The following is a 21,873-nucleotide window of genomic DNA, read 5'->3' on the forward strand; positions in this document are numbered from 1 at the left end:
TCCCCTATGCGTAAACTGAGTCTACGTTCTGTCGTCCCACCGGATTTTGGCGTGCCGGAAACGGCGCCGGCTATCCCTCCGGCGATTTATGAGATACGGTGCCGGCAGGCCTGGCATGCTGCCGGCCGCGATTGGCTGGTTGTGTATGCCGATCGTGAACATCTGGCTAATATCGCCTTCCTGTCCGGATTCGAGCCGCGTTTTGAGGAAGCGCTGTTATTGCTAGGTCCCGGCGGGCGGCGCATCGTTATCACTGGCAACGAAAGCCTAAGCTATGTGCCGCGCGCCGGCTTGAGCAAGATAGAGGTGTTGCTGAGCCAGACCATGAGCCTGCTGGGCCAGGATCGCACCCAGCGGCCGGATCTGGTTGCGGTGCTGCGTCAGGCCGGCATGGCGGCGGGCCAAAGCGCCGGGCTGGTGGGTTGGAAATACCTGCTGGCGGAAGAATGGCAGGGACCGCTGCCCACGTTCCACGCCTCGGCACTGGTAGTGGACGCGTTGCGGGCGGTGCTGGGCGATGCCCAGGCGCTGACTGATGCCACGCGGGTGCTGATGCATCCTGAAACCGGCCTGCGGGCGGTGGTAGACGTACACCAGATAGCCGCTCAGGAGTGGGGCGCGGCCCGGGCGTCGGCCGCGGTGTGGCGCATCGTCACCGGTGCGCGCCCCGGGGAGAGCGAACTGGCCGCGGCCGCGCGCATGGGGTACGCTGGCGAGGTAATGAACACCCACATGATGTTCTCCTCCAGCCGTCCCGGCGAAGGCCCGGTGGTGGGGCTGGCAAGTCCCGGCGGACGGCGGCTGGCCGAGGGCGATGGCGTGACCACCGCGGTGAGTTACTGGGGCGGTCTGTCGTCCCGCGCCGGCCTGCTGGCCACCGAAAACGCCCGGTTTACCGACATCGCCAAAGCCTACTTCAACGGATTGCTGACCTGGTATGACGCTGCGGATATCGGCGTAAGCGGCGGCGAGCTATTCGGGCGCGTCACCGACGCGCTGGCACAGGGAGGTCTGAGGCCAGCGCTGAACCCCGGTCATCTGGTGGGCCATGATGAATGGGTCAACACCCCGGTGCGGCCGGGATCGACGGAGCGCATCCGTTCCGGCATGCCGTTCCAGGTGGATGTGATCCCGACACCGGTGGCCGACGGTTGGGCGCTTAACTGCGAGGATGCGGTCACCTTCGCAGATGCCGATCTGCGTCTTGAGCTTAGCCAGGCTTATCCCGACGTCTGGCGGCGCATCGAGGCGCGGCGCCGCTTTATGCAGCAAGAACTGGGCGTCGGCCTGCGGCCTTCGGCGCTGCCCCTGTCCAATACGCCGCTGTGCCTGCCGCCATGCTGGCTGGCCGCCGACCAATTGCTGGTATGTGAATAAGCTTGTCTCTGCCGACCCGAGAACGGGCCGGCGTAGTGAAACGAAACGACTATGCGGAAACGGTTTTTATGGCGAACGTGTCGCTCCACCAGGTAGCAAAGTATTATGAGGACTATCACGCCGTGCGAGGCATCAGCCTGAACATTCCCGACAACGCTTTTGTGGTACTGGTGGGGCCTTCCGGCTGCGGCAAGTCCACTACGCTCAGGATGATTGCCGGGCTGGAGGAGATAAGCTCAGGGGAGATCCGCATCGGCGACCGGGTGGTTAACCAACTGCCGCCCGGGGAACGTGATATCGCCATGGTGTTCCAGAATTACGCGCTTTATCCCCATATGACGGTACGGCAGAATATTGCTTTCGGCCTGAAGCAGCGGCGTCTTCCCGAGCCGGAAATCGCCCGGCGTATCGCCGACATCGCCGCCCTGCTGAATATTGAAACCCTGCTCGATCGCAAACCGCGCAGCATGTCCGGCGGCCAGCGCCAGCGGGTGGCGATGGGACGGGCGATGGTGCGTAATCCGGCGTTGTTCCTGTTTGACGAGCCGCTGTCCAATCTGGACGCCAGCCTGCGGGTGCGGATGCGCACCGAAATCAAGCGGCTGCACCAGGCCATGCCCACTACCACCATTTATGTCACCCACGATCAAACCGAGGCCATGACCCTGGCGGATATCGTCGTAGTGATGAACGGCGGCCGCATTGAGCAGTCCGGTCCGCCGCAGCAACTGTATCATTTTCCCGATACCCGCTTTGTGGCCGGTTTTATCGGTTCGCCGGCGATGAACTTCTTTCCGGCCACGCTGACCGCCGGCGACGGCACGCTCGGTCTAACGCTCGCCGGTGATATCACGTTGCCGCTGCCGCCGGCGCGTTTTCCGGCGGGCTCGCTTGCCGGTCGCCCTCTTACTGTGGGCATCCGCCCCGAGCACTGGGCCCTGAGCGGCGACGACAAGGCCTGCCTGCCGGTGATCGTGGATGTGGTGGAGCCGCTCGGTCAGGAAACCCTGGTGTATTTCCGCCATTACGGCGAGGACTACTGCGTGCGGCTGGACGCCAGTTTCAGCGGCGTCCCCGGGGAGACACTAAAACTCTATCCTCGCCTGGACAAGATCCATCTGTTTGAACCTGAGAGCGGACGACGTGTGACGTCGTAAATGTGTGCCACTTATGTTAGTCACAGGGCGCTGGCGAGGGGATATTGGTTACATTGCAACCAGCGGAATGGGCGCTGTATTGCGCCTCACTAATGAAGGTGGCGTGTCAAGAAAGTGACCTATCAAATCTAAGCTTAACGTATCGTTTTTGTTTTTGAACTCACCATGAGCCGCCAGTCTAAGGGAATTGTGGCCGGCAACACTTGGTCATCCTTCAATGATTGCAGGGTAGCGGTCAGTTTTCGCCAGGCACGCTCATAACCCTCGCCGGTCCAGGCCTGCTGACCGGTCTGTTTGAGTTGCTGATAACACCGATCATAGATATCCATTGTCGATTGAAACCTCCACGCCTAGAGAATGGTTGAGCAGGGTATGGCGCTATCGAGGCTATTTTGCATCTTTTAACGCTCGTTAGAGTGTATCTTAGGTATCTGCTGGCAGAGAGCGTTTGCCAACTACGCAGGGCTATTAGCCGAATGGCGACCAGGGTAAGACCCGCGTGATTGAAGTTACTCTATGCGGGCTATTTGTTGCAAGGAAGCCCATTCCGGTCGCTGCTATTCTGATCGGGAAAACATACAATGTGGTGAAACGTATTATTGTCTTCTTTAACCGATCGAGACCTGTCGATAATGATTTCTTAAACCATGTCGGCGCTCAACTATTAATAGGGGAACGCTGATTTATCAATCACACATGTTATGCGGGCATGATGGATTACGACAGTACCAGTAGCGGATTGCAAGGATCAGATATAAGGTCTGGCCTGAGCATGGAAGGTGTTGTATACGGCGCCGGCGATAACTATGTATGGGTATGGAACTGCCGCGCTTAAGGCATTCAGGGCAATTCGCTGTTTTACCTGTGGCACGAAGGTTGATGGTCAGCCCGCCCGGGCTAATGATTTGTCGGATTGGCTGCCATCCGCGAGGCAGTTGCAATAGAGACTTGGATGAAGCCATTGAGTTGTCCCTAACTTAAAACAACTTAGATCCTTGTTAACTAAAAAGTTTCATTCCTTTCCCACCACCCAAGTTGCGGAAGACCCACTTTTGCACCGATGGCGACAAAAATGAGTGGGTCGGCGGTTTGGTATGGATTTTTTACGCTACAGCTCACGTTTTTGGTTGCGGGATATTGTGATGCGAAGTACAAATGATATGTTGACTGAATAATTGGATTGTTACTGCAAAAGCAGGCAAAACCAGATCTCCGCGATTGTTCGGATATCTGGTTTTTTATTTTTAGAGCCGGGAAAATGAAGATTTCCAAGATACTTAACAATAATGTGGTCCTAAGCTTTGATGAACATCACAACGAACAGGTAGTGATGGGGCGTGGTCTTGGTTTTAAAAAGCGGGTAGGCGACAGACTGGATCCGGTATTGATTGAGAAAGTCTTCGCGCTGAAAAGCGGTGAATTGACTTCGAGGCTCACCGAACTGCTGGCGGCGATCCCGGTGGAGGTGATGTGCGCTGCAGATAACATTATTACCCTGGCTAAGCAACGGTTGCCCGGCAAGTTGCAGGACAGTATCTATATCTCGTTGACCGATCACTGCCACTTTGCCATTGAGCGCCACAAGCAAGGGATAGATATTCGCAATGTGCTGCTATGGGAAATAAAGCGCCTGTATCAAAATGAATTCGCCGTGGGTATGGAGGCGCTGGTGATTATCGAACAGCGGCTCGGTATCCGGCTGCCGGAGGACGAGGCGGGATTTATTGCGCTGCACCTGGTCAATGCCCAACTTGACAGTGAAATGCCGCAGGTCATGCATATTACCCGCATCATGCAGGAAATTTTAACTATTGTTAAATATCAGCTTAACATCGACTACAACGAAAAGGCGCTCAGCTACCACCGTTTTGTCACGCATCTTAAATTTTTTGCACAGCGTTTACTGGGGCAAAACATCGTCCATAACGATGATGAATCCCTGCATGATGTGGTAAAAGAAAAATATATCCTCTCCTACCACTGTGCTGAAAAAATACAGGCGCATATTGAACATCAATATCAATATTCTCTGACCAAGGAAGAGATGATGTTTCTCACCATTCATATCGAGCGGGTGCGCACTGAATTGCTGGAGGGATGAGCGCATAGCGGGTGTAACCGAAAAAAGTTGATCTTCATCACACATTTTTTCTAATTCATAGAAAGTGATTGAAGCGGTGTTTGAAAAAACACATACTATCCACCAGGTGAGGAACCTTATTTTATCAAGATAGTCAGTAAGGATACGTTAGTAATAATGACGTTTATGTAGCCGGTACCAGGATTGTTACTGCCGCCCCTTAATGGGCAATGCAGGCAAAACCTAAATCAGTTTTTTCTGTCCCGAATCTGGACATGAAAAAAGCGATTTAGGTTTTTTTTTGCTCTGAAAACAGCGTCGGGCCGGCGTGCCGCCCGGAATTACCTGTGTGGTTACCGTGGGTTAAGGATAGGCAATGAAATATGAAGCATTAGCCAGTGAGATCATTGAAGGTGTAGGCGGGCGCGGCAATATCAATAGCGTGGTGCATTGCGCGACACGCTTGCGATTTAAGCTGAAAAACAATGAAAAAGCCAATGTTGCCGGACTGAAAAATAATCCTGGCATTATTATGGTGGTGGAAAGCGGCGGCCAGTTCCAGGTGGTCGTGGGTAATCATGTCGGTGAGGTATATAAAGATGTGCTCCAGGTGGCGGGGATGGATGAAAATACCGCCTCCGCCCAGACGGAAGCCAAAAAGGAAAATATTGCCGCCCGTTTCATGGATCTGATTTCAGGTATTTTCACACCCATAGTCAGTATTATGATTGCTTCGGGGATATTAAAAGGATTTCTGGCCTTGAGCCTGGTATGCGGCTGGCTGACGGAGGCTCACGGCACCTACAAATTATTGTATGCTGCCAGCGATGCATTATTTTATTTCTTCCCGGTATTTTTGGGTTATACCGCCGGGAAGAAATTCGGCGGCAACCCCTTTGTGACCATGGTTATCGGCGGCACGCTGGTGCATCCGTCGATGATTGCCGCGTTTGATAGCATGCAATTGGCCGGCCATCAGTCGCTTTATTTCCTGGGATTGCCTATTACCTTTATTAATTATTCGTCCTCGGTTATCCCGATTGTATTTTCCGCCTGGGTATCCAGCCGGTTGGAAAAACCGCTTAATGCCATCTTGCACAGTAATATCCGTAATTTCTTTACGCCACTGCTGTGCATCTGTATTACCGTACCGCTGACCTTTTTGCTTATCGGTCCGGCGGCCACCTGGCTTAGTCATCTGCTGGCCGCAGGATACCAGGCGGTTTACGGGTTTAATTCCGTCCTGGCCGGGCTGCTGATGGGCGGATTATGGCAGGTGTTCGTAATATTCGGTCTGCACTGGGGGCTGGTGCCGCTGATGATCAATAATCTCAGCGTAATGGGCCACGATACCATGTTGCCGATGCTGGTGGCACCGGTGCTGGCGCAAGCCGGGGCGGCGTTGGGCGTTATGCTGCGGACCCGTGACAACAAACTTAAGGCGATTTCCGGTTCGGCGTTTTCTTCGGCGGTTTTCGGCATCACCGAACCGGCAGTGTACGGTGTCACCCTGCCGCTGCGTCGGCCTTTTATCTTTGGCTGTATCGGCGGCGGCATGGGCGCCGCGGTATTCGGTTATTTCCATACCACCATCTACTCCTTCGGTTTTCCCAGCATCTTTACCTTTGCCCAGATCATCCCGCCTACCGGCATGGATAACACCGTTTGGGCAGGGATCGTCGGCACCATGGTCGCTTTTATTTTCGCGCTGGTTAGCACCTGGCTGTTCGGCATTAAAAGAGAACCGGCCGCGCCCGTAGCAGCGGCCGAAGTGCCGTCGCAGGCGCCAGTTGCGGATGCGCTGGGGCGCCGACTGAATGTCGCCAGCCCGCTGGCGGGCGAGGTATGCCTGCTGGCTGACGTCAAGGATGCCACCTTCGCCAGCGGCTTGATGGGGAAGGGCGTAGGCATCCTGCCCTCTGGCATGCGGGTAGTATCGCCGGTAAACGGCATAGTGGCGTCGCTGTTCAAAACCCATCACGCCATCGGGCTGTTATCCGATGAGGGCGTCGAAGTGCTGATCCACGTGGGAATCGATACCGTCAAGCTGGACGGACAGTATTTTAACGCCCATATCGACACCGGCGATCGGGTTAGCCAGGGCGATCTGCTGGTGGAGTTTGACGCGCCTGCCATTACCGCCGCAGGTTATGACCTCACTACGCTGGTCATTATCACCAACAGTGAAGACTATATGGATGTGCTGCCGGCCACCGCCGGAAATACCATTCGGGAACAACAGCCGTTGCTGACGCTGGTACGGTAAATTTTCAGGAGAAAAAATATGAGCACGATTTTTCCAGAGCATTTTTTATGGGGCGGCGCGGTCGCGGCCAACCAGGTGGAAGGCGCCTATCTGACCGACGGCAAAGGCTTGTCCACCTCCGATTTGCAGCCGCAGGGCATTTTCGGCGGGGTGGTGGAACGCCATGACGGAGACAGCGGCATCAAGGATGTGGCGATCGATTTTTATCATCGCTACCCCGAGGATATCAAACTGTTTGCCGAGATGGGCTTTCGCTGCCTGCGCACGTCCATCGCCTGGACGCGCATTTTCCCTCAGGGGGACGAAGAACAGCCGAATGAAGCCGGGCTGGCGTTTTATGACCGCGTGTTTGATGAGATGGCCAAGTACCGGATCACCCCGCTGATTACCCTATCCCATTACGAGATGCCTTATGGTTTGGTCAAGAACCATGGCGGCTGGGGCAGCCGGGACACCATCGACTGTTTTGAACGTTACGCCCGTACGGTATTCCAGCGCTACCGGCACAAGGTGAAGCATTGGCTTACATTCAACGAAATCAATATGTCATTGCATGCGCCCTTCACCGGCGTCGGCCTGCCCGAAGGCAGTTCGCGCCAGGCCATCTACCAGGCCATCCACCATCAACTGGTGGCCAGCGCCCGGGCGGTCAAGGCCTGTCATGAGATTATCCCCGATGGGAAAATCGGCAATATGCTGCTGGGTGGCCTGCTGTATCCCCTGTCGTGCAAACCGGAAGATATGCTGGAAACCTTACAGCAAAACCGTGAATGGCTGTTTTTCGGCGATGTGCAGGCGCGTGGAGCTTATCCCGCTTATATGACGCGTTATTTCAAGGACCAGAATATACGGTTGACGATTACCGCGGAAGACCAGACAGATTTAAAACAAACGGTGGATTTTATCTCTTTCAGTTATTATATGACCGGCTGCGTGACCACCGATCAACAGCTGAATAACCAGGCGCGCGGTAATATCCTCAATATGGTGCCGAACCCGCATCTGGCCAGTTCGGACTGGGGATGGCAAATCGACCCGGTGGGATTGCGTGTATTGATGAACGAACTGTACGACCGCTACCAGAAACCGCTGTTTATCGTGGAGAACGGCCTGGGAGCCAGGGATACGGTGGAGGCAGACGGTAGCATTAACGATGACTATCGCATCCGCTATCTCAACGATCACTTGGTGCAGGCAGGGGAGGCGATTAAGGATGGCGTCGAGGTGATGGGCTACACCAGTTGGGGGCCCATTGACTTGGTCAGTGCGTCGAAAGCGGAATTTTCCAAACGCTACGGTTTTATTTATGTGGATCGAGACGATGCGGGCAACGGCACTCTCGAACGCCGGCGTAAAAAAAGTTTCTACTGGTATGCCGATGTCATTAAAAGTCATGGCGGAACGCTAAAGTCTTAATTATCTCTTAATGATTATTTTCGCGGTTTAATTTTTAAGCCGCGTGATTAAAACATGGCGATATTGCCCATGGGGCATTTTATCGCCTGAACTAAATAAAAAAATAAATGGGGAAAATAATGATTAATTTAATTTATAATACCTCAGAATCCAATAAATGGGTTCGGTACCTTTGTATTGTTTCGGCGCTGTTTGCCGCCGTGACACAAGCCGCGGAAATACCAGACGGGAAATGGAACGGCACGGTGTTAGGATTTGAAGCGCCAACGGAAGGTTTGCTTGGGGATATGCTGGGTATTCGGCCGATTCTTGAGGACCGTGGATTCCATTATCGTTTAGGTTATCTCAGTCAATTAGCCTATAACGCCGGCGGCGGCTATGACCATGATGACAAGGCTGCCTATATCGACCAGTTTTCACTGACGTTTACTCAGGATCTAGAAGCCCTGACCGGTATTCCCGATGCCGCCATTGAAGGTAATATCGTTAATCGTAATCATAATAGCAATCTGACCACCGATCGTTTGCAGGACAATCGGGTGAGTTATAACGACTTATCTCAGGAAAGCTGGGGCGGGCAATCCATTACCCGTCTGGGCTGGCTGACCTTTGGCCGCAGTTTTGACGACCGACGATTGCATTGGCGTATCGGTATGATGAATAAAAATCAGGATTTCGATCAAATTATTCCCTGCGACTTTCAACTGTTAAGCCTGTGCGGCGGTAAATCCGCCAGTTCCATGACCTGGTCCAACTGGAATGTTCATTATTGGGGCACCACGTTTCAATATCAGCTCACTCCCGAATTGACGTTAAAAACCGGCATATTGGAACAAAACCCCGATGCTTCCGCACGTAGTCACGCCTGGAGTTGGTCCACCAAAGGCAGCAAGGGGATCTTGTTGCCGGTGGAAGCAGAACTGAAAACCCATGTTAACGACCTGCCGGGGATCTATAACCTTGGCATCTTGTTCACCAACGCGCCGCAGCAGGCTTTGTATACCGGCAAATCAGGTGGCGCGGGTGCGTCAGATCCTGACGGCTATCGAGAATATGACCGCACCTGGTTTATGTACACCGGCTTTAATCAGCAGGTAACCCGGCTGGTGGATGACGCCAATCGCGGCATGAGCCTGTCCTGGAGCCTCGGCCTGGCGGATCAGCGTGTAACTATATGCATTATTCCACCGCGGCGTCGGTGCGTTATCGCGGGCCGTTCGATGCCCGTCCGGAGGATTGGTTAGGATTAGGCGTGGCCTATCTCAAATACAGTGATGATTACCGCCGCAACCAGGGCTACCGGAACCAACTGAACGATGTGGATGATTATGGCAATCCTCTGTACAGCCCGTTGCCCGGACATTCCGTCAATGCCGAACTTTATTATCGCGTCAAAGTCAGGTCGTGGCTTGAACTGCAGCCGGATGTGCAGTACTGGCATCGCCCGGGCGGGTTGAGTGAGACCCAGGAAGCATGGGTCCTGGGCCTGAAAACCGTCGTGACTTTTTAACCCTGGGAAACATATGCGCAAATATATCTGCATCATGGCGGCTGTAATGTCAGGGCTGGCCACGCTGGCTTCCCATGCCGCCACAATAGAATGGTTTCAGTCCGGTTATGATAAGCACACCAATACGGTCATTGAATGGAAAGCCATGAACTCTCCGGCGTTGGAGAAGTTTGATAACAGCGATTATCGGGTGCTGAGCATTAATCAAAAAGATATGCTGCAGGAAATTGATGGCTTTGGCGCGGCGTTTAATGAAAAAGGCTGGGATGCGCTTTCCGGCCTGTCGCAAACTGAACACGCAAAGGTATTAACGTCGTTATTTGCTAGCCATAACGGTTTGAATCTCACGTTGGGCCGCATACCTATCGGCGCGAATGATTTTTCGATGGATTACTATTCATTAGATGACCATCCCGCTGATTATGAAATGAAGCATTTTTCAATCGCCCGGGACGAAAAATATCTTATTCCCTTTATCAAGGCAGCTCTTGCTTACCAGCCGGACATGCAGTTTTTTGCTTCGCCCTGGACACCGCCGGCATGGATGAAAGCCAATAATTACTATGGCTGCCGAGGTTCGGAAGGTCGTGCTCACCTCGTGTGGGAACCGAAGATAGAGCAGGCCTATGCGTTATATCTCTCTAAATTTGTCCAGGCATATCAAGAAAAAGGCATCAATATCAGTGCGGTTCATCTACAAAATGAACCGGCCGCCTGCCAGGATTTTCCCTCTAGCACATGGACGGGCCTGCAAATGCGCGATTTTTTGCGTGATTATCTGATCCCTCAATTTGAAAAGGATAAACTCCCTGCGACCGCGTGGCTAGGCACGATTAATTATGGCGACTATGAAAGCTATGCAAAACCTGTCCTGGAAGATAAGGCATTACGGGGTAAGCTTGGCGGCGTCGGCTATCAGTGGGATGGGAAATATGCCATTGAGGAGACTAGGAAACGTTACCCAGGTACAAAATTGATTCAAACTGAATCAGAATGCGGCAATGGCTCAAATGATCTGTTTGCTGGATTCTATACTTTTAACCTGATAAAAAAATACCTGGAGGCCGGGGCGAGCCAGTATTATTACTGGAACATGGTTCTTGACTCTTCAGGCAACAGTTCATGGGGTTGGAAGCAGAATTCCTTGATATCCGTAGACCGGATGTATGGCAAAGTGAGTTATAACTTTGAATATTATGTCTTGAAACATGTCAGCGCATTGGTCAGGCCGAAAGCGCATTTGCTGAACATGAAAAACGATGAAGACGCACTGGCCTTTATTAATACGGACAATAGTATTGTGCTTGTGTTGGCTAACCCGAGCTATTCCGAGAAGCAAATGCGCATAACACTAGGCGATAAAATGATAAGGGTAAAAATGCCGATGCTGACCATGAATAGCCTGGTAATAAATCTCTAGGCACAGAGCTCATCTCAACGAGACAGGAATAAGGCTACGCCGGTAAACAGTTCAGTATTGAATTTGCTGTGGGTATCGACGCTATTCTCTCGACGGTGCCAGCATCTTCGATATTGGCACTATTAACGTCGCGATGTGATGGCAGGGTAGGTTATTACCTTATGTACTGGCGTCAATGGGTGCGGTTTCGGTGATTGCGTGGGTGTTAAATTCATTATGAGCGGCTTTTGTGAATGACATCACTTTTACCACTCATAAAGCTGTACTCCATTTTTTAAACTTCTATTGTTACAGGTAAAATAATAAATCATAAGTGAATATTTATTCAATTGATGTTGTGAGCAACTGATATTCTGAGAATATGTCACTGACCAAGGAGAAAAATATGTTGAAAAAACCGCGGTTAAATCGCATCGTTGGCACCATGACATTATTGCCCGTTTTGGCATTGGCTATCCCGGCCTATAGCTTTGCCGCGCCGGATGTTACCTCATTAGCCGGTAAAACAGTCCCCTTCCAAGCCAGGCCTCGTGTTTTTGTATTAACCGATATCGGTAATGAACCCGATGATCAAATGTCCATGACCCGCTTTCTGCTCTATTCAAACGAAATGAACATTGAAGGACTGGTGGCCACCACCTCCACCTGGCAAAGAGATATTGTCCATCCGGATATCATCAATCTGGTGCTGGGTCATTATGCCGAAGTGCAGCCTAATTTGCTGCGCCATGACCCCGCGTTTCCCACCGCCTCAGTGCTAAAGGGCATCGTGGCTTCCGGGCAAGGCCATTACGGCATGGCCGCGGTGGGTAAAGGTAAATCCACCCCTGGTTCGGATTTGCTGCTGCGTTCGATTGAGAACAGCGTTTCGGCCGATCGGCCACTGTATATCAGCCTGTGGGGCGGCGCTAATACGCTGGCGCAGGCGCTGACAGATTTGAAAGCCGGGCACAGCGCCGCCGAAGTCGAAACACTGACCGGACATCTCATTGTGTACTCGATTTCCGATCAGGATGATGCGGGCATCTGGATACGTAATAACTTTCCGGCCATTACCTATATCGTTGATCCCTCCACCCAAAATGGCGAAGATTACGCCCGTGCCACCTGGACCGGCATCAGCGGCGACAAGTACTACCGTAACGCGCCCGGCGCTGATTTTACCACTGTGGCCAACAGTTGGCTGGACCGCAATATTCGCAGCAAAGGACCGATGGGCAAAGGCTATCCGCAGTATATGTTTATTATGGAAGGGGATACGCCGTCATACCTGGGATTGATACGCAATGGGCTGGACAGCGAAACGAATCCGGGCTGGGGGGGGTGGGGCGGACGTTATATCCTGCGCCAACCCCATGGCGAAACCCGCCCGGTCTGGACCAGCGGCGGCGACTTTTTCCCCGGGAATCCCAATGCGGCGGATACGGTCATCGGCGCCGACGGTAAAAGTTATACTTCCAACCAGGCTACCATTTGGCGTTGGCGGGAAGCATACCAGCACGATTTCGCCGCTCGTATGGACTGGACCATTAAAGATTTTGCCCATGCCAACCATAACCCGGTGGTGGTTGTGAATAACCAACCGGGCAAAGACACCATCTACCTTACCGCCCACGTCGGCAACGCCGTAGTGCTGGATGTACAGGGCACCACAGACCCGGACGGCAATAAGCTGAGCTATCAATGGATAGCCTATCCCGAAGCCGGTTCGGCAACCTCAAAACAGGTAACTATCGATGAGGTTCAGGGTAAACCGGGGGAAGAGTCGCTCAACGCTCGGCCGGTGCTGGACCTGAGCGGACATAGCGCGGGGAAGGTCACCGTGACGCCGCAAAAATCCGGGGTCGAGCATATTATTTTAGCCGTACAGGATGATGGACTGCCATCGCTGACGTCGTATCGGCGGGTGATCATTACCGTCAATCAATAGCCCGGGTAACACTGGCTTGGGCCAGGCAGGGCGCGGGAATAATGATTTTTGTCTTAGCCGCGCCACCAACTTTTCATTATAATGCCACGATTTGTTTATTGAATTGTGGCCTTTTGAAGGAAATATCGCGAGCACTTATATAAAAAGTTAATGATTTTGGTGGCGGCGTTGATGTCTCATGTGGCAGTTTTGTCCGCCGACCAAAGTATGAAAATGGACAATAAGGCTTCAATGTCGCCAGCAGCGCAAGAGTATATGTCTGGGATGCAAAGTATGAATGACAATATGATGGCATGATGGCGGGAATGATGTCGTCCAACCCTGATGTAGCCTTTGCAAAAGGAATGACCGCTCATCATCAAGGTGCCATTGAGCACGAGCCAGTGCTTGGGTATGTCCGGCGTCTTGCTACCTAAGGCTGACGGCCTATCTTTCGGCGCTTGGTGTTTTTGCCACCAGTACCGTGACGCCCAAGGCTTCAAATGCCGCTTTTGCTGCGGGAGTAATTCCGCTATCGGTGATTAGATATCGCAATTTCCGCCATTCACAAGGCAGGGCGAACATCGACACTTTATCGATTTTAGTGGAGTCCGCCACCACATAAACGGTATTGGCCGAATTGATCATCGCCGTTTTAACTTTGATATCCGTTTCGCTGGGATAGCTGAGCCCCACGCGGGATGAAATACATGCGGTGGCCAGGAATAGTTTTTCAGCCAGCATATTATCGAAAAAGCTCGCGGCTCTCTCGCCGGAGGTGGATAGGGTGGGAAATTTAAAGGTTCCCCCCGCCAATTGGATATTCACCCCCGGTTCCCCACCGAGTTGCAGGGCAATATTGACGGCAGTGGTAATAACCGACAGCCTTTTAATATGGCTCAGATTGTTGGCTATGGATGTGGTGGTGGTGCCTGAGTCGAGAATAATGGTGTCGCCCGGCTCGATAAAACTGGCAGCCAATTGCCCGATAGCGGCTTTTTCGTCGAGCTGGGTTTGGCGCGCCAGCAGTAAAGCATTGGTGTTCTGTTTGCCATCAAGCAACGTCGCTCCCCCGTGGTAGCGTTGTACATAGCCTTGCTGTTGCAACGCGCGGAGGTCCGAGCGGATGGTTGCTTCTGTCAAATTGAAAGTGTCGGTGAGCATTTTCACCATCACAGTACCGTCTTCTTTTATCATTTCCAGTATTTTATTGCGACGATGCTGCATATTAGCCCACTGCTCATTTTTGCTTTTCAATCATGGTACTCCTGTCGGTATTCTCATTCCCGCGGCTCCCAGGCAAATCATAACGTTGAGCGTAATGTAAAGCGAGTTTCTGTGTTTTTCTTTTTAATTTTCGAATGAAAATAAATTTACCTTATCCAGATAAAATATCCTTATTATCAAAAATTTAATCTTGATTATTTTGCGTGAAAAATCATAATATATTGAATAATATGTACATTTTAAAATGTATGATTTTTGTTAGAAATTCGATCTCGGCCTCATAATGGTATAAAACGATAATATATAATTTTCTTTCGAAAGCGTTATGACCGCCAAGCGTTTAGAACAGACGTGATAGACGGGTAAAGCGATGATGTTAGGCTGTGGTCAAGCAGATGTTTACAGACTCCAGGGCGTTACGCGGAAGATTCGTCGATACGTCCGTAAAGGAACACCCAGGCCAGGACTGACCTGTTGGAAATGATCTCTTTTATGCTTTCTCTCGGCCTGCTTGATTCTGCTTTGTCAGACTCATTTATATAAGGGGAATTTATGTCTACACTACTCTCTGCCTCTGGGGTATGTTTCGTTAAGCTCATAAAAAAAATCTCTCTGCTGATAATCTCTGCGGTACTGGCTTGTGGTGTTTATCTGACAGGTATCACAAATGTATATGCAGCCGAGTCACCATTTCGCACCATCGTTACGAGTGATGCCGAAATCGATGATGTCGCATCATTTCATCGGCTGCTTCTCCATATGAACGATATGTCTGACAGCCTGGAAGCGGTGATTTATTCCAGCTCAACGTTCCATTGGGCGGGGGATCCCAACGCTAATCCCCCCATCCCGGCCAAGGATTGGGCGGGCAGCGACGTCTTTCAGCAAATTATCAACGGCACGGGAAAATGGGGAAAAGGGGGCGGCTATGCGGCGGTCGTCAACAATCTCAAGCTCCATGACCCAAAATTTCCTTCTGTCGAGCATATGCTCAGTCTTATCAAGGTAGGCAACGTTACCTATCGCGGGGAGATGAAAAAGGACTCGGAAGGGTCTAATTTCATCAAGCAAGCAATGCTCGATAACGATCCACGGCCGCTGTTTCTGCAGGTTTGGGGTGGTACCAACACCATTGCCGCCGCGCTGCGGTCCATCGAGGATGAATATAAAGGCACCGATAAATGGGATGAAATTTATCGCCATGTGACAGCAAAGGTTCGTTTATATGTGATTCTCGATCAGGACGAGGTATATAAAGACTATATCGACCCCCATTGGCCCGACCTCGACATCATCGTTAATCGCGATCAGTTCTGGACCGTGGCTTATTACACGTATCGGACCGCCGGTATTCGCGGTTTGCCGCGCGTGCCCGATGTAATTGAAGACGCCTACTTCTCGCCGGAATTTATTCATCGGCTGCGTACCGGTCCGCTGATGTCGAGCTACCCTGTTTCAGCTGACAGGCTGGCGCTTGGCTCTGCCGGTTATCCTGATACGGAATCTTTTCTTTCCGAGGGCGACTCGCCCAGCTATTTTTATCTCCTCAGCAACGGTTTGAACAGCTGGAAAGATCCGACCTATGGCGGGTGGGGTGGTCGCTTTGCAAAAGTGACTGAACATCGCTGGTCCGATTTCCCCTCCTACATCACGGATAAGAGCTGGAAGTTCGACGATCGCCGCTATGGCCTCGAGGCTTCCCGTGTGCGTGATGTCAGCCCATATCCTGAATCTTACGATGTGGCGTATCCCACCGCACGTTTTATCCCCGCGCTGCAGCAGGAGCTGGCGGCGCGCTCGCAATGGCAGACGGTCTCCTATAAGGATGCCAATCATCCGCCGGTGGTCAGTATCGCCGATGGCAAAACGGAGATTGTCGTGCAGCCGGGAGAGAAGGTCCCTCTCAACGGGATAGCATCGGATCCCGACAATAATAAACTTGTGGTTCATTGGTGGCAGTATCAAGAGGCCGGCACCTACCCTAATATTGTTGATATTGCCCGGCCATCGGCCCTGGATACCTCATTCCTGATTCCGACGGATGCCCGGCCTGGACAAACAATCCACATGATCCTTGAAGTTCAGGACCGTGCGCAAATACCGATAACCCGTTATGCAAGGCTAATCGCCACAGTAGGGAACAAATGATATTGTAAAAACGTCGGTCGAAGGAAAGGCTTAGCCTTTTCTTCGATAAACTACAGATTGCCGATAACGGAGGCTTGATTATCATCCACCTGATTACGGTGATGGATTTTGATTTAATCAGAAATATTGCATTAGATAAGTAAGCGTCAACTCTGGGCCGTATTGACGCTTATTCAGTAGGTATTGCGAGGTTCCACGGCAGAAGATCTTTGATCTTGTTGATGGGGTGTTCCGCGATACATTCCCTGAATACGGTATCAAAGCTGTTCTCAGAAGCCAGCAAGGTGGCATAACGTTGCTGCTCACGGGCAGTCCGCGGATTAATGCCTTTCGCCAACAGGGCCGACGCTTGATCTCTTGATTGTCTTGCTTCGCGGAGTGTGACGCTGGGATAGCAACCCAGGGAAATTCGCTTTTGTTTTCCTCCCCAGTAATAGCGGAAGTGCCAGGTTTTCCCTCCCTTGGGTGAAACAGCAAGCGAAAGGCCGGCATCATCGGAGAGGGTATAGGCGTTGCCGGTCGCTTTGGCCCGGCGGACTGCGGTATCGGAAAGTGCCATGAACGTCGCTCCTGATTTCTGGTCAGAGCTGGATTTTGGTTTCCAATCGTAGAGTCATCTAGCAACAATCCGGAATCAAACTCACCCGCATTTCCGATGGACTTAAAAATGGACTTAAAAGTACCGGATACAGGTGGATTTCAGTGGACGTCGCTGGAGCAGAGAAGGATAGTTTTCATCCTTTTTTCAATGACCTGTGGACGTCAGTAGACATCCACAGAACAGAAATTGGCTCCTCTGACTGGGATCGCCTTTGCCAGTAATTGCATGATAAGTAGGCTAAATTAAAATTTCCGTTCTGTCAAGACCACCAGAATGACCACCAAATAAAACTATGGCGATACGGTAGTGGTACGACAAGAGGGGGATTAGGAAATAAGGCTTTTTTTTGGTTGAATTGAACAACTCTAAAACAGGACTCTTCACATCAGTCAGTTCGGCGGCGTCAGTCCAGCTGCTTTCGAACAGGCTTCATCGTGAGGGCACGAAATGCCTGCGGATATGAGACCAGCCCAAAAATTTGTCATTCAGGCGCTGATCGAACAAAAGGCCAAGTCGTTTTAAGTAGAAATCTGCCTAATCGTGCCCTCGTCATAGTGTTGTCAGGCTGATACAATTGATAGCAATTTTTTGTGCAACCAATATCATCCGTCATGAAGCGACGCTTAGACGGAATCAACCAAGACAGGGTGATGCGCCAAGTAGCTGCAATCACAGCGGAAATTACACAGCCAAAAATTAGCTTGCGGACTTCGGTTCGGTGAAACTTGCCAAGCCCCTATTTGATGAGCAACAACGCGCAAGTTTCCGGCTTAACTTGTTGCAAGCAAAACTAAACAGAGAACAAGCTCGCGTTGCGAAGCTTCATAACTAAAAACTTGGCCTAATGCAAGACCTGCACCGGCAAATTGCCGGTGCAGGTTGACTAACCCGACACGGAGGTGACGGTATGACGCAGGAGCTCCCTGCTTCTTTGACTCCAGTACCCAGCGGCTACGCCGCATGGCTGGCCGACCTGAAGTGTCGTATCCATAACGCCCAGCAGCGTGCCGCACTGGTGGTCAACCGGGAACTGGTGGGCCTGTATTGGCAGATAGGCCGGAATATCCTTGCACGGCAGGCTGAGCTGGGCTGAGGTGCCAAAGTCATTGAACGGCCGGCGCATGATTTACGCACAGCTTTACCCCAAATGAAGGGCTTTTCACCGCGTAACCACAAGTACATGCGCGCTTTTGCCGAAGCGTGGCCGGATTCAGAATTTGTGCAAGCGGTGTTTGCACAATTGTCCTGGTATCACCAACTGGCCCTATTGGACAAATTTAACTGCCCTGAAAATCGCCGCTGGTATGCCTTCAAGTCTATTGAGCATAGCTGGTCACGTAATGCACTGGTAATGCAAATTGAAAGTCGCTTGTTGTAGCGTAGCGGCACCGCAGTAACTAACTTCGATGTCAGCCTGCCTTAGGCGCAGTCTGACCTAGCTCGTGAATCACTGACAGACCCATACCGTTTCGATTTCCTAGGGCTGACTGTGAACCAGGGTAACCAGTACACACAAGCCATGAGTGGCCGTGGTTCCTGAAATCACACGGCCTGGAAGATAGCATGAGCGGATGTGGTAACTGTCACGACAATGCGGTCGCAGAAAGTTTTTTTCAGTGCTGAAGCGTGAGCGGTTAAAAAAAAGATCTAGGGGACGCGGGAAGAAGCTCGTAGCGATATTTCTGATTACATTGAAATGTTTTTTAACAGTAAGCGGCGGCATGGCTGGCTTGAGTGATCAGATGTCGCCGGCTGGATTTGAGCAGCAATCCTTAAATAATTGACGGAAAGATGAGGGTCTTATGTTAAAAATATATAGTATATAACCTGTAAAAATATAATCATATAATTCTTCGTTCTCACATCTATTTTACAACTTTCCGATGATATGTGAGACTCGATTCCTAATGGCCTGCTCGTACCTGCGCTAAATTACTAAAAGATGTCAACTAGCAATTTTACTAGTTTACTTATACTCAAAAAAGGACATAACATCACCAAAGGGAAATAGTTTGCGATTTTTTTAATTTAGACAATTTTATGGAGGCAGAAAAATAAAAAATGATTTCTCATGGTTGCTGTTTTATTAATGTCAATTAACAAGATACCGATCTTATTAACATTTTGACTATAAACCATCAAATCATTTCGTTTAAAATCTCATACGGCAGGGGAGCATAATGGCCACCATTGAAACCGTCACTAGTCCGAAAAGGTTCAGAGCAAAAACAGCTTTTGTTTTTCCGGAAAGAAAGAGAGTCCTTTTAGAGAAAGAGGAACGATGCTTCCTTGGCGTTAGCTTAGAAAATAAAAATTTTCAGGCTGAAAGAATAGGGGCGATGTTAAAATGGATATCAGCGCGCTTTAATCAATGTGAACTGCTTATTGGTGATAGCATCCATCGTATTACCCTGCAAACACAAATGGATATTGCATCGGAAGACGCAATAAACATGGCCATAGACCTTGGCCAACAGTTTATAGAAAGAACAAAAGAAATTTTATCACAATACGAATGCAATACAAACTTTTCCTTTGTTACATGTCATCAACTACAGAGCTGCACGCAATACCATGAGTACTATGAAAAACTATGTAGCTATCACAGTATAAATTCTGCTTTCAGAAAGTCTGTCGAAGAATTTAGCGTCAGGTACCATAAAAAAGACTGGGGTGTGTTAAGCGAAGAGGACAAAAAAAGAAAACTTAACATGTCAACACAATACTTCCTCGAAGAGTTTGCGATTTTCGCCTGCATGGTAAAGAACGGCAGTAATATTATGATTTACCCCGGAACATTCAGTTCTCTGGCTGAAATCGCAGATGGAAAGTTTCCAGGGGTTTTATATGAGCTGGAAAATCTCACAGTAGTATCTCTTAATGTAAAAAGGAGATAATATGAAACATATCCCTGCGCCACAGTGCGATAAAATAAAGACAGGTTATATATATAGCGATATATATAATAAGAGAATAGATCAACGCGAAGTTGACTCTTTTTCGAATATTCACCGGGCAAAAATTGTAGATGGAGAACTTGTTTTCAAAAACGAAGACATCTTTTCTCAGGCGCTGGTGGATGGACTTTTTTATCTTAAAATTCCAGATTGGATCAATGTTAGTGAATGTGAGATTTTTTCGGATAATTTCTATAAAGAAAGAGAAGAACATCATTATGGCGGTTACAGAAAGATAAATTCAGTCAGATTCAACGATCCTTTGCTCGGTTTCCATCAAAGAACAAACCAAATAGAACAGTTCTTGCTGGAAAGAAGGTACTGGAAGGAAATCTATCCTGATGTCATCCTGCAAGCAGGTGAAAATTTCACCATTCTCAGCAAAATCATCATCGACAGCGTGTTAAGAAAAACCGACATTCCCGCCGATGAGTGGGAGAAGGTTACGGGTGGTTGTTCGGCATGCAGTGGCTCTTACCATTTTACATTTAATCATTATCGCCCAGAAGAAGAGGGGTTAGGTTTGGCATCTCATAAAGATGATGGTTTTTTAACTATTTTGTATAACAAAGAAGAAGGGCTTGAAATCAATAATTCAGATAAATGGGAAAAAGTACTGCCTTTGCCTGGATATTTAATTATTAATTTTGGACTATCCATGGAAATACTCACCTGCGACTGTGCTATGCCGGTAAAATCTATTCTCCACAGAGTAAGGCATCAACTAAAAGATAGATCCAGTTTTGGACATTTTACCTCTAGTAATTGTATGGAAGGTCGGGATGCGGGTATCTATCGCTATTCATCAGCGCAGGGAGTGGATAAGTTATGTAACTCCAGAACGCTGATTAACGCTAACGATCATGAGATTTATGATGGTACTCTCCCTCCTGCAGAAGGAGAAATGAATGGGTAATCTATATAGATTGACAAGTGCGTCACTCAGCGAAAATGAATTGATATTCTCTTCCACAGAAGAAAGAAAAAGAGCCCTATCTGACGGATGCTTCTGTTTGCAAATTCCTCACAGAATGGACATTAAACCGGGCATTGAATTGGCAATGTCTTTCTATTTGCCGAAGGAAACAGATACTATTCCTGCTCCGAAAAGTTATTGTGGTTTTAAAGAAAATAGTAAAATTTTTTTTCCAAGAAAAGGCTATCAAACCGAACATATACTTATTGATCAACATGGGCGAGAAACATTTTTTCCTAAAGAAGTCAATATAATGTGCGAAGCAATGCATAATATCGCAAGAAAAATACTGATTTATATATTAACTTATGTGGGAATTGATCAGAAACTATGGTCCATTGTGACTGATGATATCTCAGATAACATCAACTCCGGAGTAAAGTGGTTCGCCGCAAATCACTACCGATGTGAAATAGATTCACTTGGTGCGCCAGAACATAAAGATACTGGCTTCATTACGGTGTTGTATTGTGAGGAGCCAGGACTTGAGGTTTATATCAATAGACAATGGCTGGAGGTTGAGATTATAAAAAATCATTTTATTATTAATTTCGGTGGGGCGCTAGAGTTACTCACGCAGAGACTATCGATACCCATCAGTGCAGTACTGCATAGAGTGAAAAAATGTGAAAAAAGAACGTCGGGGGAGGAACGATTTTCTTTTGCCGAATTTATTAATCCATCTGCGAACGCAGTGCTTTACCAGGTTAGTAAGTGTGGACGACAGGCTAATAAAATTATATCGGTAGAAAAATTCTTAGAAACATTTAATAGTACCACATGGTCTGATGATTACAGGGACTTTGGTATATTAAAATAAGGGATTAAT

Annotated in this window: 15 protein-coding genes and 4 pseudogenes; 15 read left to right on the top strand and 4 right to left on the bottom strand. The window is 49.7% G+C overall.

Translation table 11 applies throughout. The features are described 5' to 3' along the window. Window positions 1–6 precede the first annotated feature (6 nt). Both ACL2XP_RS09345 and ACL2XP_RS09350 read left to right on the top strand, forming a co-directional pair. Window positions 7–1,377 (top strand): hypothetical protein, encoded by a 1,371-nt coding sequence (locus ACL2XP_RS09345; RefSeq protein ID WP_413738500.1) that lies wholly within the window; start codon window positions 7–9, stop codon window positions 1,375–1,377. A gap of 68 nt (window positions 1,378–1,445) precedes the next feature. Next, window positions 1,446–2,534 (top strand): ABC transporter ATP-binding protein, encoded by a 1,089-nt coding sequence (locus ACL2XP_RS09350; RefSeq protein ID WP_413738501.1) that lies wholly within the window; start codon window positions 1,446–1,448, stop codon window positions 2,532–2,534. A 134-nt stretch (window positions 2,535–2,668) separates the two neighbouring features. Here ACL2XP_RS09350 and ACL2XP_RS09355 read toward each other — a convergent pair whose 3' ends face one another. Both ACL2XP_RS09355 and ACL2XP_RS09360 read right to left on the bottom strand, forming a co-directional pair. Beyond that, window positions 2,669–2,863 (bottom strand): hypothetical protein, encoded by a 195-nt coding sequence (locus tag ACL2XP_RS09355; protein WP_413738502.1) that lies wholly within the window; start codon window positions 2,861–2,863, stop codon window positions 2,669–2,671. A 378-nt stretch (window positions 2,864–3,241) separates the two neighbouring features. Beyond that, window positions 3,242–3,496 (bottom strand): annotated as a pseudogene (locus tag ACL2XP_RS09360) (transposase family protein); the annotation flags it as partial. 296 nt (window positions 3,497–3,792) lie between these two features. Between ACL2XP_RS09360 and licT the strand changes: the two are divergent. The 6 genes and pseudogenes from licT (at window position 3,793) to ACL2XP_RS09390 (ending at window position 13,156) form a co-directional block, all read left to right on the top strand. After that, the gene (gene licT, locus ACL2XP_RS09365) at window positions 3,793–4,635 is read left to right on the top strand and encodes a BglG family transcription antiterminator LicT (RefSeq protein ID WP_413738504.1); all 843 of its coding nucleotides are present in this window, start codon (window positions 3,793–3,795) and stop codon (window positions 4,633–4,635) included. Window positions 4,636–4,990: 355 nt separating this feature from the next. After that, window positions 4,991–6,880, top strand: coding sequence for a PTS beta-glucoside transporter subunit IIABC (gene bglF / locus ACL2XP_RS09370; RefSeq protein ID WP_413738505.1), 1,890 nt, complete (start codon window positions 4,991–4,993; stop codon window positions 6,878–6,880). Window positions 6,881–6,898: 18 nt separating this feature from the next. After that, window positions 6,899–8,296: a glycoside hydrolase family 1 protein gene (locus ACL2XP_RS09375; protein WP_413738507.1), complete on the top strand. Its 1,398-nt coding sequence runs from the start codon at window positions 6,899–6,901 to the stop codon at window positions 8,294–8,296. Between the two features lie 119 nt (window positions 8,297–8,415). Further along, a pseudogene (locus ACL2XP_RS09380) lies at window positions 8,416–9,806 on the top strand (carbohydrate porin). Between the two features lie 13 nt (window positions 9,807–9,819). After that, complete coding sequence (locus ACL2XP_RS09385; protein WP_413738508.1) at window positions 9,820–11,226, top strand: glycoside hydrolase family 30 protein; 1,407 nt, start codon at window positions 9,820–9,822, stop codon at window positions 11,224–11,226. A gap of 385 nt (window positions 11,227–11,611) precedes the next feature. Then, window positions 11,612–13,156 carry a DUF1593 domain-containing protein gene (locus ACL2XP_RS09390; protein WP_413738509.1) on the top strand — a complete coding sequence of 515 codons (1,545 nt, stop codon included), beginning with the start codon at window positions 11,612–11,614 and terminating at the stop codon, window positions 13,154–13,156. A 426-nt stretch (window positions 13,157–13,582) separates the two neighbouring features. Here ACL2XP_RS09390 and ACL2XP_RS09395 read toward each other — a convergent pair whose 3' ends face one another. Continuing rightward, window positions 13,583–14,392: a DeoR/GlpR family DNA-binding transcription regulator gene (locus ACL2XP_RS09395; protein ID WP_413738510.1), complete on the bottom strand. Its 810-nt coding sequence runs from the start codon at window positions 14,390–14,392 to the stop codon at window positions 13,583–13,585. Window positions 14,393–14,914: 522 nt separating this feature from the next. Here ACL2XP_RS09395 and ACL2XP_RS09400 point away from each other — a divergent pair. Then, window positions 14,915–16,510, top strand: coding sequence for a nucleoside hydrolase-like domain-containing protein (locus ACL2XP_RS09400; RefSeq protein ID WP_413738512.1), 1,596 nt, complete (start codon window positions 14,915–14,917; stop codon window positions 16,508–16,510). A 241-nt stretch (window positions 16,511–16,751) separates the two neighbouring features. Here ACL2XP_RS09400 and ACL2XP_RS09405 read toward each other — a convergent pair. Beyond that, a pseudogene (locus ACL2XP_RS09405) lies at window positions 16,752–17,069 on the bottom strand (Arm DNA-binding domain-containing protein); the annotation flags it as partial. A 973-nt stretch (window positions 17,070–18,042) separates the two neighbouring features. Here ACL2XP_RS09405 and ACL2XP_RS09410 point away from each other — a divergent pair. The 6 genes and pseudogenes from ACL2XP_RS09410 to ACL2XP_RS09435 all read left to right on the top strand — a co-directional run bounded on the left by ACL2XP_RS09410 (window position 18,043) and on the right by ACL2XP_RS09435 (window position 21,864). Next, window positions 18,043–18,204 carry a hypothetical protein gene (locus ACL2XP_RS09410; protein ID WP_413738513.1) on the top strand — a complete coding sequence of 54 codons (162 nt, stop codon included), beginning with the start codon at window positions 18,043–18,045 and terminating at the stop codon, window positions 18,202–18,204. A gap of 12 nt (window positions 18,205–18,216) precedes the next feature. Beyond that, complete coding sequence (locus ACL2XP_RS09415) at window positions 18,217–18,489, top strand: DUF1016 N-terminal domain-containing protein (RefSeq protein WP_413739122.1); 273 nt, start codon at window positions 18,217–18,219, stop codon at window positions 18,487–18,489. Between the two features lie 134 nt (window positions 18,490–18,623). Further along, a pseudogene (locus tag ACL2XP_RS09420) lies at window positions 18,624–18,849 on the top strand (IS3 family transposase); the annotation flags it as partial. Window positions 18,850–19,291: 442 nt separating this feature from the next. After that, complete coding sequence (locus tag ACL2XP_RS09425) at window positions 19,292–20,008, top strand: tRNA-dependent cyclodipeptide synthase (protein ID WP_413738514.1); 717 nt, start codon at window positions 19,292–19,294, stop codon at window positions 20,006–20,008. Window position 20,009: 1 nt separating this feature from the next. Continuing rightward, a complete protein-coding gene (locus ACL2XP_RS09430) occupies window positions 20,010–20,984 on the top strand; it encodes a 2OG-Fe(II) oxygenase family protein (protein WP_413738516.1) in 975 nt (324 codons plus the stop codon). After that, the gene (locus tag ACL2XP_RS09435) at window positions 20,977–21,864 is read left to right on the top strand and encodes a 2OG-Fe(II) oxygenase family protein (RefSeq protein WP_413738517.1); all 888 of its coding nucleotides are present in this window, start codon (window positions 20,977–20,979) and stop codon (window positions 21,862–21,864) included. Before ACL2XP_RS09430 ends, ACL2XP_RS09435 begins: the two co-directional genes overlap by 8 nt. Window positions 21,865–21,873: the final 9 nt, after the last annotated feature.

It is taken from the genome of Sodalis sp. RH21 (assembly GCF_047324175.1).
Taxonomy (GTDB): Bacteria; Pseudomonadota; Gammaproteobacteria; order Enterobacterales; family Enterobacteriaceae; genus Acerihabitans.